Origin of the sequence: Pseudomonas sp. EA_65y_Pfl2_P78 (assembly GCF_963970495.1) — a bacterium.
GTDB lineage: Bacteria > Pseudomonadota > Gammaproteobacteria > Pseudomonadales > Pseudomonadaceae > Aquipseudomonas > Aquipseudomonas baetica_A.
Genome location: NZ_CAXAON010000014.1, coordinates 69312 through 83363, shown reverse-complemented (window position 1 = coordinate 83363; position 14052 = coordinate 69312). Strand labels below are relative to the sequence as shown.

15 protein-coding genes are annotated in these 14052 nt (G+C 60.5%); 10 read left to right on the top strand and 5 right to left on the bottom strand.

The genetic code is table 11. The features are described from left to right. Positions 1 to 35 precede the first annotated feature (35 nt). Complete coding sequence (locus AACY02_RS13600; RefSeq protein WP_339432389.1) at positions 36 to 1562, top strand: SulP family inorganic anion transporter; 1527 nt, start codon at positions 36 to 38, stop codon at positions 1560 to 1562. 138 nt (positions 1563 to 1700) lie between these two features. Here the strand turns inward: AACY02_RS13600 and AACY02_RS13595 are convergent, their stop codons facing one another. Next, positions 1701 to 2351, bottom strand: coding sequence for a hypothetical protein (locus AACY02_RS13595; RefSeq protein ID WP_339432388.1), 651 nt, complete (start codon positions 2349 to 2351; stop codon positions 1701 to 1703). Between the two features lie 370 nt (positions 2352 to 2721). Here AACY02_RS13595 and coxB point away from each other — a divergent pair, with 370 nt between their 5' ends. From coxB to AACY02_RS13575, 4 genes are all read left to right on the top strand, one after another. Continuing rightward, a complete protein-coding gene (gene coxB, locus AACY02_RS13590) occupies positions 2722 to 3849 on the top strand; it encodes a cytochrome c oxidase subunit II (RefSeq protein WP_339432387.1) in 1128 nt (375 codons plus the stop codon). 82 nt (positions 3850 to 3931) lie between these two features. Further along, positions 3932 to 5518, top strand: a complete 1587-nt coding sequence (gene ctaD, locus AACY02_RS13585; RefSeq protein WP_339432386.1) for a cytochrome c oxidase subunit I — start codon at positions 3932 to 3934, stop codon at positions 5516 to 5518. 63 nt (positions 5519 to 5581) lie between these two features. After that, the gene (locus tag AACY02_RS13580) at positions 5582 to 6133 is read left to right on the top strand and encodes a cytochrome c oxidase assembly protein (RefSeq protein WP_339432385.1); all 552 of its coding nucleotides are present in this window, start codon (positions 5582 to 5584) and stop codon (positions 6131 to 6133) included. 25 nt (positions 6134 to 6158) lie between these two features. Next, on the top strand, positions 6159 to 7046 hold the full coding sequence (locus AACY02_RS13575; RefSeq protein WP_339432384.1) for a cytochrome c oxidase subunit 3: 888 nt from the start codon (positions 6159 to 6161) through the stop codon (positions 7044 to 7046). A gap of 9 nt (positions 7047 to 7055) precedes the next feature. Here AACY02_RS13575 and AACY02_RS13570 read toward each other — a convergent pair whose 3' ends face one another. Further along, positions 7056 to 7259 carry a twin transmembrane helix small protein gene (locus tag AACY02_RS13570; protein ID WP_007911731.1) on the bottom strand — a complete coding sequence of 68 codons (204 nt, stop codon included), beginning with the start codon at positions 7257 to 7259 and terminating at the stop codon, positions 7056 to 7058. A 70-nt stretch (positions 7260 to 7329) separates the two neighbouring features. On the opposite strand from AACY02_RS13570, the gene AACY02_RS13565 reads away from it, so the two are divergent. The 5 genes from AACY02_RS13565 to AACY02_RS13545 are packed head-to-tail and all read left to right on the top strand — an operon-like array spanning position 7330 to position 11238. Further along, positions 7330 to 8070 carry an SURF1 family protein gene (locus AACY02_RS13565; RefSeq protein ID WP_339432383.1) on the top strand — a complete coding sequence of 247 codons (741 nt, stop codon included), beginning with the start codon at positions 7330 to 7332 and terminating at the stop codon, positions 8068 to 8070. Then, a complete protein-coding gene (locus tag AACY02_RS13560; protein WP_339432382.1) occupies positions 8036 to 8629 on the top strand; it encodes a hypothetical protein in 594 nt (197 codons plus the stop codon). Before AACY02_RS13565 ends, AACY02_RS13560 begins: the two co-directional genes overlap by 35 nt. A 10-nt stretch (positions 8630 to 8639) precedes the next feature. Further along, positions 8640 to 9719 carry a COX15/CtaA family protein gene (locus AACY02_RS13555; protein WP_339432381.1) on the top strand — a complete coding sequence of 360 codons (1080 nt, stop codon included), beginning with the start codon at positions 8640 to 8642 and terminating at the stop codon, positions 9717 to 9719. After that, complete coding sequence (gene cyoE, locus AACY02_RS13550) at positions 9707 to 10606, top strand: heme o synthase (protein ID WP_339432380.1); 900 nt, start codon at positions 9707 to 9709, stop codon at positions 10604 to 10606. The genes AACY02_RS13555 and cyoE overlap by 13 nt, the downstream gene beginning before the upstream one ends. Beyond that, positions 10603 to 11238, top strand: a complete 636-nt coding sequence (locus tag AACY02_RS13545; RefSeq protein WP_339432379.1) for an SCO family protein — start codon at positions 10603 to 10605, stop codon at positions 11236 to 11238. The genes cyoE and AACY02_RS13545 overlap by 4 nt, the downstream gene beginning before the upstream one ends. 175 nt (positions 11239 to 11413) lie before the next feature. Here the strand turns inward: AACY02_RS13545 and AACY02_RS13540 are convergent, their stop codons facing one another. From AACY02_RS13540 to AACY02_RS13530, 3 genes are all read right to left on the bottom strand, one after another. Beyond that, complete coding sequence (locus AACY02_RS13540) at positions 11414 to 12187, bottom strand: MetQ/NlpA family ABC transporter substrate-binding protein (protein ID WP_339432378.1); 774 nt, start codon at positions 12185 to 12187, stop codon at positions 11414 to 11416. A 78-nt stretch (positions 12188 to 12265) separates the two neighbouring features. Continuing rightward, complete coding sequence (locus AACY02_RS13535; RefSeq protein ID WP_221732278.1) at positions 12266 to 12940, bottom strand: methionine ABC transporter permease; 675 nt, start codon at positions 12938 to 12940, stop codon at positions 12266 to 12268. Continuing rightward, positions 12940 to 13947 (bottom strand): methionine ABC transporter ATP-binding protein, encoded by a 1008-nt coding sequence (locus AACY02_RS13530; protein ID WP_339432377.1) that lies wholly within the window; start codon positions 13945 to 13947, stop codon positions 12940 to 12942. The genes AACY02_RS13535 and AACY02_RS13530 overlap by 1 nt, the downstream gene beginning before the upstream one ends. Between the last annotated feature and the right edge of the window lie 105 nt (positions 13948 to 14052).

Genomic DNA, 14052 nt, shown 5'->3' with positions numbered 1-14052 from the left:
AAGCCATGCCTGAAGAAAACTTCGGGAGAATCGCCATGCGTGCGGCTCAATTGAAAGCGGTATTGCCACGGGAGTTGCTCGCTTCAGTGGTTGTGTTTCTGGTCGCCCTGCCGCTGTGCATGGGTATTGCGATTGCGTCGGGATTGCCACCGGCCAAAGGGCTGATCACCGGGATCATCGGTGGTCTGGTGGTGGGTTGGCTGGCCGGTTCCCCTCTGCAGGTCAGCGGACCGGCGGCGGGTTTGGCGGTGCTGGTATTCGAACTGGTACGACAGCACGGCATCGAGATGCTCGGGCCGATTCTGTTGCTGGCAGGTTTCCTGCAATGGGTGGCCGGGCGCTTGAAGCTCGGTTGCTGGTTTCGCGTCACGGCGCCAGCGGTGGTGTACGGCATGCTCGCCGGGATCGGCGTATTGATCGTGCTCTCACAAATCCATGTGATGCTCGACGCCTCACCAAAGCCCTCCGGGCTGGATAACCTCACGGCCTTCCCCGGCGCAGTGGCGCAAGCCTTGCCGTCATTCGGCTGGCAGGCCGGACTGCTCGGGCTGTCGACCATTGCCGTGATGTGGCTGTGGGAGAAATTGCGCCCGCATTCGCTGCGCTTCATTCCCGGCGCATTGCTGGGGGTCGGTCTGGCCACGGGTGCCAGCCTGATGCTCGCCTTGCAGGTGAAACGGGTTGAAGTGCCGGCGAACCTGGCGCAAGCCATCGACTGGCTGAAACCTGCGGATCTGCTCAGTCTGGCGGATCCGACGCTGCTGATCGCTGCGCTTGCCGTAGCGTTTATCGCCAGCGCCGAAACCCTGTTGTCGGCGGCCGCGGTCGATCGGATGCACAGCGGCGTACGCTCGGACTTCGACCGAGAACTGTCGGCGCAGGGTGTGGGCAACATGCTCTGCGGTCTGGTCGGTGCGCTGCCGATGACCGGGGTGATCGTGCGCAGTTCGGCCAACGTTCAGGCCGGTGCGACCACGCGTTACTCAACGATTTTCCATGGCCTGTGGTTGCTGGCGTTCGTGCTGTTGTTATCGAGCGTGCTGCAAAGCATTCCGGTGGCGAGTCTGGCGGGTGTGCTGGTGTATACCGGTTTCAAACTGGTGGACCTGAAAGTCTTCCGTGGTCTGAGCCGTTATGGCCGGATGCCGATGTTCACCTACGCCGCGACGGCGCTGGCGATCATCTTCACGGATCTGCTGACCGGCGTACTGATCGGTTTCGGTCTGACCTTGCTGAAACTGGCGTTCAAGGCTTCACGACTGAAAATCAGCCTGATCGATCTGCCGCAACAAGGCGAGATGGAGTTGCGCCTGCTCGGCGCGGCGACGTTCCTCAAGGTGCCGGCGCTGACGCAGGTGCTGAACACGATTCCAACGGGCACGACGGTGCATGTGCCGCTCAATAACCTGAGCTACATCGACCATTCGTGTCTGGAGTTGCTGGAGGAGTGGGGTCGGGCGAATGCGGCGAAGGGGTCGAAACTGTTGATTGAGTCGCGTGGGTTGAAGCGCAGGCTAGAGGGGCGGATTCGTACTACCACCGGGATCGGCACGGCCGGCTAAATCTTCCCGCCTGAACACAAACCCTGTGGGAGGGGGCTTGCTCCCGAAAGCGGTGAATCAGTCGACATTGTTAGTGACTGACACACCGCCTTCGGGAGCAAGCCCCCTCCCACATTGGCATTTGCGCACGCCTTTAAATCAGGCAGCCGGTTGATCCAGCTCCAGGCCCACGCCCAGTCGGCGGCCCATGCACGGCCAGCGTTTCCACGCGGCGCCGGTGTCCGGGCTGCTGAGTTTTTCGCGGTAGGCCTCTACCGACTCCAGCGCAAAACTCTCTTCGTCGAGCATCTCGTCGATGGCGTGATGCACAGCTTCGTCCAGTTGGTTGGCAAATTCCTCACCGATCAATTGGTGAGCAATCAGGTTGGCGACCGTCATGTCCAGGGGGATCAGTGGCTGGCCGAAATGCTTGATGTAGAGGTCGTTGACCTCTTCGACAAAACGGTGCGCCAGATAGGCTTCGTCCAGCAGGCTGTCCAGGCCAACGTGCCCGGCCATGATGGCCGGCGGCTGGAGGAAATACTGCTCGGCGATTTTCAGCACCGGTTTGATCTGCGATTCGATTCCCGCTTCCCTGGCGACTTCATTGGCTGCATCCAGCAGGTCTGGCACTTCTTCGATGTAGGCGGCGACAAAACGCGTCAGTACGCCTTGGGCGTCGGCTTCCGGCAATTGGATCGCCGGATGTAAATGAGGCAGCTTGCTTTCCAGCTGACGAGTCAGCAGGCCGGTGTCTTTCTCATGTTGTTGGGCTGTTTGGATCTGCTCGCGCAATGCGGCGGTGTTCATGAAAACTCCAGGAAACAAGGCAATGAAATAGGGAAGACATAAGTTAGCTGGCTTACGAAAAATGCTAAGACGCATTTGTCATAATTATTTCATCCTTGATGCACCCGCGTTATATCCGTTTGCCACCACTCGTCTGCATCCTTCTCCATTCGTGCCCTCGAACGCAAGTCCCGGCTGTTTCAGTTCATTTACGTCCTCACATTGCAATTTCCAGTCGCTGTCTATACTCGCCATTGAATGGAGTTAGCTGATGACGCCCGACTGCCCACGCAGCAAGGCCCGGCGATTCAAGTTCGTAGTCTGATGCAGCCGCTCCCTTGCCGCAGGCGTTGCGCCTACGGGATAACAAGAACGATAAGGGGAACCCGCAATGATGCGACATCCACACGTCTGGATGGGCCTCCTGTTGTGGTCGATTTTCAGCCAGGCTAATGCGGCCTGGACTGTGAATATGGCGCCTGGAGCGACTGAGATCAGTCACGCAGTATTCGACCTGCACATGACCATCTTCTGGATCTGTGTGGTGATCGGGGTCATCGTCTTCGGCGCCATGTTCTGGTCGATGATGGTGCACCGCCGTTCTACCGGGCAGGTCGCCGCAAAATTCCACGAAAGCACCACCGTCGAGATTCTCTGGACCATCGTGCCGTTCCTGATTCTGGTGGCGATGGCCGTGCCGGCGACCGCCACCCTGATCAAGATGTACGACACCAGTGAGCCGGATATCGATATCCAGATCACCGGGTATCAGTGGAAGTGGCACTACAAATACCTGGGCCAGGACGTTGAGTTCTTCAGCAACCTGGCCACCCCCGCCGAGCAGATCCACAACAAGGAAGCCAAGGGCGAGCACTACCTGCTTGAGGTCGACAAGCCGTTGGTGCTGCCAACCGGGGCCAAGGTGCGCTTCCTCGTAACCTCAGCCGACGTCATCCACTCATGGTGGGTGCCGGCCTTCGCAGTCAAGCGCGATGCAATCCCTGGGTTCGTCAACGAAGCCTGGACGCGCATCGACAAGCCCGGCATTTACCGTGGCCAGTGCGCCGAATTGTGCGGCAAGGATCACGGCTTCATGCCGATCGTGGTCGAGGTCAAAGAGAAGGCCGACTACGACAAGTGGCTCGCCGAGCGCAAAGCCGAGGCTGCGCAGCTCAAAGAACTGACAAGCAAGGAATGGACCCTCGACGAGCTCAAGGAGCGCGGCGACAAGGTCTATCACACCGCTTGCGTCGCCTGTCACCAGGCCGAAGGCCAGGGCCTGCCGCCGATGTTCCCGGCGCTCAAAGGCTCGAAAATCGCCACCGGCCCGATCAAGGATCACCTGAGCATCGTCTTCCACGGCAAACCCGGCACCGCCATGGCGGCGTTCGGCAAGCAGTTGTCGGAAGTCGATATCGCCGCCGTTGTGACCTACGAACGTAACGCGTGGGGCAACAACAAGGGCGACATGGTGACGCCAAAAGAAGTGCTGGAGCTGAAACAGGCGCAAAGCAAATGAGCCGGTCTATTGCGTACTTCGTGAATCGGTCGGGGCTCCTCGCCCCGGCCCGCCCCGTCCAATCGCTTGAAGGAGACCGGCCATGAGCGCTGTCATCGATGACCACGGTCACGCCGATCACGCCCACGGCCCGGCCAAAGGCCTGATGCGCTGGGTGCTGACCACCAACCACAAGGACATCGGCACGCTGTACCTGTGGTTCGCGTTTTCCATGTTCTTGCTGGGCGGCTCGTTCGCCATGGTGATCCGCGCCGAGCTGTTCCAGCCCGGATTGCAGATCGTCGAACCGGCGTTCTTCAACCAGATGACCACCATGCACGGTCTGGTGATGGTTTTCGGGGCGGTGATGCCGGCGTTCGTCGGCCTCGCCAACTGGATGATCCCGTTGATGATCGGCGCGCCGGACATGGCCCTGCCACGGATGAACAACTTCAGTTTCTGGCTGCTGCCGGCAGCGTTCCTGATCCTGGTGTCGACCCTGTTCACCCCCGGTGGCGGGCCGAACTTTGGCTGGACGTTCTATGCGCCGCTGTCGACCACCTACGCGCCGGAAAGCGTGACGTTTTTCATCTTCGCCATCCATTTGATGGGGATCAGTTCGATCATGGGCGCGATCAACGTGATCGCGACCATCCTCAACCTGCGCGCCCCCGGCATGACGTTGATGAAAATGCCGCTGTTCGTCTGGACCTGGCTGATCACCGCGTTCCTGCTGATCGCGGTGATGCCGGTGCTGGCCGGGTGCGTGACGATGATGCTGATGGACATTCACTTCGGCACCAGTTTCTTCAGCGCCGCCGGTGGCGGTGACCCGGTCTTGTTCCAGCATGTGTTCTGGTTCTTCGGCCACCCCGAGGTGTACATCATGATCCTGCCTGCCTTCGGTGCCGTCAGCTCGATCATCCCGACCTTCTCGCGCAAACCGCTGTTCGGCTACACCTCGATGGTCTACGCGACGGCGAGCATCGCGTTCCTGTCGTTCATTGTCTGGGCGCACCACATGTTCGTGGTCGGCATTCCGCTGGTCGGCGAGCTGTTCTTCATGTACGCCACACTACTGATCGCCGTGCCGACCGGGGTCAAGGTGTTCAACTGGGCGAGCACCATGTGGCAAGGCTCGCTGACCTTCGAGACGCCGATGCTGTTTGCCGTGGCGTTCGTGATCCTGTTCTCGATCGGCGGGTTCTCCGGGCTGATGCTGGCCATCGCCCCGGCGGACTTCCAGTATCAGGACACCTACTTCGTGGTGGCGCATTTCCACTACGTGCTGGTGCCGGGTGCGATTTTCGGGATCTTCGCCTCCACGTACTACTGGCTGCCGAAATGGACCGGCCACATGTACGACGAAACCCTCGGCAAGCTGCACTTCTGGCTGTCATTCGTCGGCATGAACCTGACCTTCTTCCCGATGCACTTTGTCGGCCTTGCGGGAATGCCGCGGCGGATTCCGGACTACAACCTGCAGTTCGCCGACTTCAACATGGTCTCCTCGATCGGCGCGTTCATGTTCGGCGCCACGCAGATCTTCTTCCTGTTCATCGTGATCAAGACCATTCGCGGCGGGCCGCCGGCACCGGCCAAACCATGGGATGGCGCCGAAGGCCTGGAGTGGAGCGTGCCATCACCGGCGCCGTATCACACCTTTACTACGCCGCCGGAAGTGAAATGAAACGCCTTGCCTTTGTGGGAGGGGGCTTACTCCCACAGGGGTTCTCGGTTGAGGGCTGAAACCATGGCTGACTCGATTTCGTTGAAGAAACTGGTCACCCGCCTGCTCGGCGTGGTGGTGGCGATGTTTGTTTTCGGTTTCGCCCTGGTGCCGATCTACGACGTGATGTGCAAAGCCTTGGGTATCAATGGCAAGACCGCCGGGCAGTATGAGGGCGAGCAGGTCGTCGACACTTCGCGGCAGGTGCGCGTGCAGTTTTTGTCGACCAACAACGTCGACATGCCGTGGGACTTCTACCCCAAGCACGACGAGCTGACGGCCAACCCCGGGGCGGTCAACGAGATGATCTTTATCGCGCGCAACCCCACCGACAAACCAATGAGTGCGCAAGCCGTGCCGAGCATCGCGCCGAGCAACGCGGCGGCGTATTTCCACAAGACCGAGTGCTTTTGTTTTACCCAGCAGGTGCTGCAGCCCGGTGAACAGATCGAGATGCCGGTGCGTTTCATTGTTGACCGCGACATGCCCAAGGATGTGAAGCACCTGACGCTGTCCTACACGCTGTTCGATATCACCGCCCGACATCCACCGGTGGCTGTACACACTGGCGGTTAAGCGTGCCCGATAAGGAGAACAATAAATGGCAACTCATGAGCACTATTACGTCCCGGCCCAGAGCAAATGGCCGATCATCGCCACGTTCGGCATGGCCATCACCATGTATGGCCTGGCCACCTGGTTTAACGATCTGAAGGCTGCACGCCCGGAATCCCACGGGCCGTACATCTTTTTCGTCGGCGGACTGTTACTGGCGTACATGCTGTTCGGCTGGTTCGGGGTGGTGATCAAGGAAAGCCGTGCGGGGCTCTACAGCTCGCAACTCGATCGCTCGTTCCGCTGGGGCATGAGTTGGTTCATTTTCTCCGAGGTGATGTTCTTCGCCGCCTTCTTTGGTGCGCTGTTTTACGTGCGTCACATCTCCGGCCCGGCGCTCGGCGGTGAAGGCCCCAAAGGCATTGCCCATATGCTGTGGCCGAACTTCCAGTTCACCTGGCCGCTGCTGCACACCCCGGATCCGAAACTGTTCCCGCCACCCAAGGAAGTCATCAGCCCGTGGGGCCTGCCGCTGATCAACACGATTCTGCTGGTCAGCTCCAGCGTGACCATCACCATCGCCCACCACGCCTTGAAGAAGGGCCATCGCGGCGCGCTGAAAATCTGGCTGGCGATCACCGTGCTGCTGGGCTGCGCGTTCCTCGGCTTCCAGGCTGAGGAATACATGCACGCCTACCACGAACTGGGCCTGACACTGGGTTCGGGCATTTATGGCGCGACGTTCTTCATGCTCACCGGTTTTCACGGCGCCCACGTGACCATCGGCACGATCATTCTGTTTGTGATGCTGATGCGGATCATGAAGGGCCACTTCGACAACGAGCACCAGTTCGGCTTCGAAGCGGCGAGCTGGTATTGGCACTTCGTCGACGTGGTGTGGATCGGCTTGTTCGTTTTCGTTTACGTGCTCTGAGAATCAGCACTACCAAGGCGCATGCGACACCAGTTGGCCGCTGTAAAAGCCCCAGGCGATCAAGCCGACGGTGGCAGCGGCCAACGCCACCCGAACACTCAAGGCGATGACCAGGCGATTGGAACTGCTGTCGTCCTTGACCAGGAAAAACAGGCCGCTGAACAGGCTGATCACCGTGGCAATCAGCATCAGGACGATGGCTGTTTTGAGCATGGGAAGACTCCGGGGGACAGGCGATGTGTTTGAGTATAGCGATCACGACGACTGACTTTGTGGCGCGGCCATGATGCGCTTCCGTCCGGGCGTCATACCGACGGTGGTGGTGGCGTTGTTGCTGCCGTTGCTGGTGTCGCTGGGCTTCTGGCAACTGGGCCGTGGCGCAGCGAAAACCGCCCTGCTCGCCAGTTATGCCGAACGTCGTGCCGCTGATCCTATGGCCAGCGGCGAATTGCTGCACAGCGCCGACCCGGCCTATCGCCGCGTACACCTTTATGGCCAGTTCGATACCGCCCACAGCCTGCTGCTCGACAACCGCCAGCGCAACGGCAAGGTCGGCGTCGAGTTGCTGCAACCGTTTCAGGATCAGCGCACGGGATTGTGGCTGCTGGTCAATCGCGGCTGGCTGCCGTGGCCGGACCGACGCGTACCGCCGCAATTCACCACGCCTACCCAGGCGCTGAACATCGACGCCTGGGTCTACGTCGCCCCCGGCGCAACCTTCCAGCTGCACGCCGACCCGGTCAGCAATACCTGGCCGCAAACCATCACCGCCGTCGAGCCGGCCAGGCTGTGGAAAACCCTCGAGCGCGACGGCTTCGCTTATGAATTACGCGCCGAGCCCGGCCCGGCCAGCTATCAGGCCGATTGGCCGGTGGTTGCCATGGGCCCGGAAAAACACCTCGGTTACGCCGTGCAGTGGTTCGCCATGGCCACCGCCCTGCTCGGTCTCTATGTCTACCTCGGCTGGCACAACGCAAAGGAGAAACACCATGGGAACGGCCATGAATCCACCCAGCATGTCTGAAACCAAACCTGCCGCCAGCCGTCGTCGCGGACGCCTTCAACTGCTGCTGATTGTGCTCGGCGTGGTCGGCCCGATGATCCTCGCCACCGGCATGTACAAATTGCAGTTCTGGGTGCCGGAAGGTCGCAGCTATCACGGCGAACTGATCGGCAACGGCCAGACCCGCGCCGACCTTGGCGTGCAGGCCGATGAAGAGCGCTGGCAGATGCTGGTGACCGCGCCGAAAGATTGCGCGGTGGATTGCCAGCAACTGGTGTACCTGGCGCGACAAATCCAGATCGGCCTGGGCCGCGATGCCGGCCGTGCCAGCCACGCCCTCGCCGCCGCGCAACCGCTGAGCACCGACTATCAAGCCAAACTCAGCCGCGAATACCCGCAATTGCAGCGCTATCGGCTGGACGCCGCCGTGTTCAGCAAAACGACGGGCGACAAGGTCACGCCGCAACTGTGGATCATCGACCCCCACGGCAACCTTGTGCTGCGTTACGACCCGAAGATGAAGGGCAAGGACCTGCTCAACGACCTGCGCCACCTGCTGAAACTGTCGAACATCGGATAAGGGCATCGTCATGGCCAAACCTGGATTTCGCCTCGCGCTGTTTGCCACCCTGCTGGCACTGATTGTCGTGCTGCTTGGCGCCTACACCCGCCTGACCCACGCCGGCCTCGGCTGTCCGGACTGGCCGGGCTGCTACGGGTTTATCAGCGTGCCGAAAAGCGAAGCCCAACTGGCCCATGCCGAACTGCATTACCCCGACTCGCCAGTGGAGGCGCACAAGGGCTGGAACGAGATGATCCACCGCTACTTCGCCGGCACCCTTGGCCTGCTCATTTCGATTCTGGCCGGGCGTGCGTGGGTCAACCGTCGTCATCCGGGACAACCGTTGAAGCTGCCACTGTTTCTCCTGGCGGTGGTGTTCGCGCAAGCGGCGTTCGGCATGTGGACGGTGACGCTCAAGCTCTGGCCGCAAGTGGTCACCGGGCATTTGCTCGGCGGCTTTGCGACGTTGAGCCTGTTGTTTTTGCTGACCCTGAGATTGTCCGGCGTGCTACCGGCGCTGACCGTGCCCAAACGTCTGCAATATTGGGCGACTGCCGGATTGTTGCTGGTGATCGGCCAGATCGCCCTCGGTGGCTGGGTCAGCTCCAACTATGCGGCGGTGGCTTGCATCGACTTCCCGACCTGCCACGGCCAATGGCTGCCGCCCGCCGACTTCGCCAACGGTTTTCACCTGACTCAACACATCGGCCCCAATTACCTGGGCGGACAACTCGACAGCGATGCGCGCACGGCGATTCACCTGACTCATCGCATCGGCGCGCTGCTGGTGACGCTGGTGCTGCTCGGCCTGGCCTGGCAACTGAAAGTGGTCGGCATGACGCGGCTGGCCGGGCTGGTGCTGATCGCCCTCGGCGCACAAATCACGCTTGGCATCAGCAACGTGATGTTCCATCTGCCACTGCCGGTGGCCGTGGCGCACAACGCCGGCGGCGCAGCGCTGTTGCTGACTTTGGTGCTGGTCAATTATCACGCGCGCACCAGTCTGGTCCGGGTCAAGCAGCCGGTGCTTGCGCGCTGGCGCCTGAGCCCACGTAAACACTGCGCTGCGCCCATCACCCTAAAAGGAGAAACGCCATGGCGATTCTGATTGGCGAACGTCCCACTCAGGCGATCTGGCGAGATTATCTGGAACTGACCAAACCAAAAGTCGTGGTGTTGATGCTGATCACCTCGCTGGTCGGGATGTTCCTCGCGACCCGCGCCGGGGTGCCGTGGACGGTGCTGGTGTTTGGCAATCTGGGTATTGCGCTGTGTGCCGGTGGCGCGGCGGCGGTCAATCATGTGGTGGATCGGCGTATCGATGCAGTGATGGCGCGCACGCACAAACGGCCATTGGCTGAAGGTCGCGTCTCGCCAGTAGCGGCGTTGACCTTTGCACTGGTGCTGGCCTTACTTGGTCAGGCGATGCTCCTGACCTTTACCAATGCGCTGACGGCGTGGCTGACGCTGGCCTCGTTGCTCGGTTACGCGGTGATCTACACCGGTTTTCTCAAACGCGCGACGCCGCAGAACATCGTCATCGGCGGCCTCGCCGGCGCCGCGCCACCGCTGCTCGGCTGGACCGCTGCCACCGGCCATGTCAGCGCCGAACCGTTACTGCTGGTGCTGATCATCTTCGCCTGGACCCCGCCGCACTTCTGGGCACTGGCGATCCACCGCAAAGAGGAATACGCCAAGGCCGATATACCGATGCTGCCGGTCACCCACGGCGAGCACTACACCAAGGTGCACATTCTGCTGTACACCTTCGCCCTGCTCGCGGTGAGCCTGCTGCCGTATGTGATCCACATGAGCGGCGTGTTGTACCTGATCTGCGCCCTCGGCCTGGGTGCAAGGTTTCTGCAATGGGCCGTGGTGCTGTACCGTGGCACTCGGCCGCACGCGGCGATCAACACCTTCAAGTACTCTATTTATTACTTGTTCCTGTTGTTCATCGCCCTGCTCGTAGACCACTACTTACTGTTGAACCTATGACTCGAACCCAGAAAACCGTCTTCATCCTCGTCGCCGTGATCGCGCTGATCCTGGGACTTACCGTTAACAAAGTGCTGAGCGGCAAGGGCCAGGGCGACCCCACCGCGCTGATCGACGCCGGCATCATCCTGCTGCCGCAGAGCCGCACCCTGCCGGACGTGACGATGACCGATCAGGACGGCAAACCGGTCGCGATCAATGAGCTCAAAGGCAAGTGGAGCCTGTTGTTCTTCGGCTACACCTTCTGCCCGGACATCTGCCCGACCACCCTCGCCCAACTGCGGCAGATCAAGAGCGAGTTGCCCAAAGAGGCTGTGGATAAGTTGCAGATCGTGCTGGTCAGCGTCGACCCGAATCGCGATAACCCGAAGCAGTTGAAGCAGTACCTGGGCTACTTCGATCCACAGTTCATCGGCCTGACGCCGAACTCGATCGAGGAGCTGCAGAAAGTCGCCAACGCGGTGAGCATTCCGTTTATCCCGGCCGATACCAGCAAGCCCAATTACACGGTTGATCACAGCGGCAACCTGGCGGTGATCGGGCCGGACGGGACACAGCGCGGGTTTATTCGGGCACCGTTGAACAACGCCAAGCTTGTCGCGCAGTTGCCAGTGATGCTTAACCGCAAGTAAAGACACCACGGTTCCCTGGTGGGAGCGGGCGTGCTCGCGAAGGCGTCAGTCCAGCCAAGCTCTCTACTGACTGACACACCGCTTTCGCGAGCAAGCCCGCTTCCACAGGGGCCATATTCCAGGCAAAAAAAGGGGCGCATCGAATGCGCCCCTTTTTTCATTGCCGCGTTCTGAATCAGAACGCCGGCAATACCGCGCCTTTGTACTTCTCGGTGATGAATTGCTTCACTTCTGGGCTGTGCAACGCCGCAGCCAGTTTCTTCATCGCGTCGCTGTCCTTGTTGTCCTCGCGGGACACCAGGATGTTCACGTAAGGCGAGTCATTGCCTTCGATCACCAGCGCGTCCTTGGATGGATCAAGCTTGGCTTCCAGCGCGTAGTTGGTGTTGATCAGCGCCAGGTCGACCTGAGTCAGCACGCGCGGAATGGTCGCGGCTTCCAGTTCACGGATCTTCAGGTCTTTCGGGTTTTCGACGATGTCTTTGACGGTCGACAGGATGTTGTTCGAATCCTTCAACTTGATCACGCCAGCCTTGGCCAGCAGCAACAGCGCACGGCCGCCGTTGGTGGCGTCGTTCGGGATCACCACATTGGCGCCGCTTGGCAGGTCTTTGAGATCCTTGATCTTGCTGGAGTAAGCGCCCAGCGGCTCCAGGTGCACGCCGGTCACAGCCACCAGGTGGGTGCCCTTGGCCTTGTTGAACTCATCGAGGTACGGCTGGTGCTGGAAGAAGTTGGCGTCCAGACGCTTTTCCGCGACCTGCACGTTCGGCTGAACATAGTCGGTGAAGACTTTGACCTTCAGGTCCACGCCTTCTTTGGCCAGCGCCGGCTTCACGAACTCGAGGATTTCAGCGTGCGGCACCGGAGTGGCGGCTACGGTCAGGGTTTCTTCTGCCTGGGCCGAAAAAGCCGCCACGGCGGCGAGGGCAACGATCAGTTTTTTCATTCAGCTAACTCCATTTGAGGCACCCGCTTGCGGCGCCTGCCAGCGAATGGCCGGCTCATTTATTAATGACGAAACCGGTTACTTGCGCGAGAAATGCACGACCAGTCTGTCACCTACCATTTGCAACACTTGCACCAGGATCAACAGCAAGACCACGGTGACGATCATCACGTCAGTCTGGAAACGCTGATAGCCGAAGCGGATCGCCAGGTCACCCAGACCACCCGCGCCCACGACACCGGCCATGGCCGTGTAGGACACCAGAGTAATCGCCGTCACCGTAATCGCCGCGAAGATCCCCGGACGAGCCTCAGGCAGCAAAGCGTTGACGATGATCTGCCGGGTCGTCGCGCCCATCGACTGGGTCGCTTCGATGATGCCGCGATCGACTTCACGCAGGGCGGTTTCCACCAGACGCGCGAAGAACGGCGTGGCACCCACCACCAACGGCGGAATCGCACCGGCCACGCCCAGCGACGTGCCGGTGATCAGCACCGTGAACGGGATCATCACGATCAACAGGATAATGAACGGCAGCGAACGCAGAATGTTCACCGCCAGCGACAACATGGCGTAGACGCCTTTGGCTTCGAGTAACTGACGCGGGCTGCACAAGAACAGCAACACGCCCAGCGGCAAACCGAGCAGCACGGTGAACAGCAGCGAACCGCCGAGCATCAGCAGGGTGTCGCCCGTCGCCAGCCAGATTTCAAACCAGTCGATGTTTTCGAAGAAAGTCTTGAGCAGTTCCATTAACGCAGCACCTCCATGTGAACGTCAGCGGCGGTGAAGCGGGCGAACGCCGCTTCCATGTCGCCACCGGTGACGGCGAGGGTCAATTGCCCGTACGGAATGTCTTTGATGCGGTCGATGCGACCGGCGAGGATGCTGTAGTCGACCCCGGTTTCCCGGGCGACGGTACCGAGCAACGGCGCGTAGGTCGCTTCGCCCTGGAAAGTCAGACGCACGATGCGACCCGGCACATGCGCGAAGTCATCGCGCTGTTCGTTGTCGTCGATCTGCTCGCTTTCCTGCACGAAACGCTTGGTGGTCGGGTGCTGCGGATGCAGGAACACATCAGCCACCGAACCTTGCTCGACGATCACGCCGGCATCCATCACGCCAACCTGATCGCACACGCGACGGATCACATCCATCTCGTGGGTGATCAGGACGATGGTCAGTTTCAGCTCGCGATTGATCTCGGCCAGCAGTTGCAGGACCGACGCGGTGGTCTGCGGGTCAAGGGCGCTGGTGGCTTCGTCGCAGAGCAGAATCTTGGGTTTGGTCGCCAGGGCGCGGGCAATGCCGACGCGCTGCTTCTGGCCGCCGGACAATTGCGCCGGGTACTTCCTGGCGTGATCGGACAGACCGACCCGCGCCAGCAACTCGGCCACGCGCTTGTCGATTTCACTGCTCGACAGCTCGCCCGCCAGGGTCAGCGGCAGCGCCACGTTGTCGGCCACCGTCTTGGATGCCAGCAAGTTGAAGTGCTGGAAGATCATCCCGACTTGCTGACGGAAACGACGCAGGCCGTTGGCGTCCAGCGCGGTGACTTCTTCGCCGTCGACGAAGATCTTGCCGCCGCTGGAATCTTCCAGGCGATTGATCAGACGCAGCAGGGTACTTTTGCCCGCACCGGAATGACCGATCAGGCCGAAGACCTGACCATTCTCGATCGAGAGGCTGGTCGGGTGCAGGGCGGGAATGTCCTTACCGGCGACGCGGTAAGTCTTGTGGACGTTTTGAAACTCGATCACGTAGCGAACCTTGTGGGGCGCGTTAGAAAAGGATCAGCGTTTAGCCGGGCGCGCATTTTAGCCTGTCCGTATAGAGGTTCTTAGCATTTATTTCTCAATTAACCT

Bases quoted from the DNA above. Each gene is read 5' to 3' on its own strand.
- AACY02_RS13600 (WP_339432389.1), top strand. From the start codon at position 36: ATGCGTGCGGCTCAATTGAAAGCGGTATTGCCACGGGAGTTGCTCGCT.
- AACY02_RS13595 (WP_339432388.1), bottom strand. From the start codon at position 2,351: ATGAACACCGCCGCATTGCGCGAGCAGATCCAAACAGCCCAACAACAT.
- coxB (WP_339432387.1), top strand. From the start codon at position 2,722: ATGATGCGACATCCACACGTCTGGATGGGCCTCCTGTTGTGGTCGATT.
- ctaD (WP_339432386.1), top strand. From the start codon at position 3,932: ATGAGCGCTGTCATCGATGACCACGGTCACGCCGATCACGCCCACGGC.
- AACY02_RS13580 (WP_339432385.1), top strand. From the start codon at position 5,582: ATGGCTGACTCGATTTCGTTGAAGAAACTGGTCACCCGCCTGCTCGGC.
- AACY02_RS13575 (WP_339432384.1), top strand. From the start codon at position 6,159: ATGGCAACTCATGAGCACTATTACGTCCCGGCCCAGAGCAAATGGCCG.
- AACY02_RS13570 (WP_007911731.1), bottom strand. From the start codon at position 7,259: ATGCTCAAAACAGCCATCGTCCTGATGCTGATTGCCACGGTGATCAGC.
- AACY02_RS13565 (WP_339432383.1), top strand. From the start codon at position 7,330: ATGATGCGCTTCCGTCCGGGCGTCATACCGACGGTGGTGGTGGCGTTG.
- AACY02_RS13560 (WP_339432382.1), top strand. From the start codon at position 8,036: ATGGGAACGGCCATGAATCCACCCAGCATGTCTGAAACCAAACCTGCC.
- AACY02_RS13555 (WP_339432381.1), top strand. From the start codon at position 8,640: ATGGCCAAACCTGGATTTCGCCTCGCGCTGTTTGCCACCCTGCTGGCA.
- cyoE (WP_339432380.1), top strand. From the start codon at position 9,707: ATGGCGATTCTGATTGGCGAACGTCCCACTCAGGCGATCTGGCGAGAT.
- AACY02_RS13545 (WP_339432379.1), top strand. From the start codon at position 10,603: ATGACTCGAACCCAGAAAACCGTCTTCATCCTCGTCGCCGTGATCGCG.
- AACY02_RS13540 (WP_339432378.1), bottom strand. From the start codon at position 12,187: ATGAAAAAACTGATCGTTGCCCTCGCCGCCGTGGCGGCTTTTTCGGCC.
- AACY02_RS13535 (WP_221732278.1), bottom strand. From the start codon at position 12,940: ATGGAACTGCTCAAGACTTTCTTCGAAAACATCGACTGGTTTGAAATC.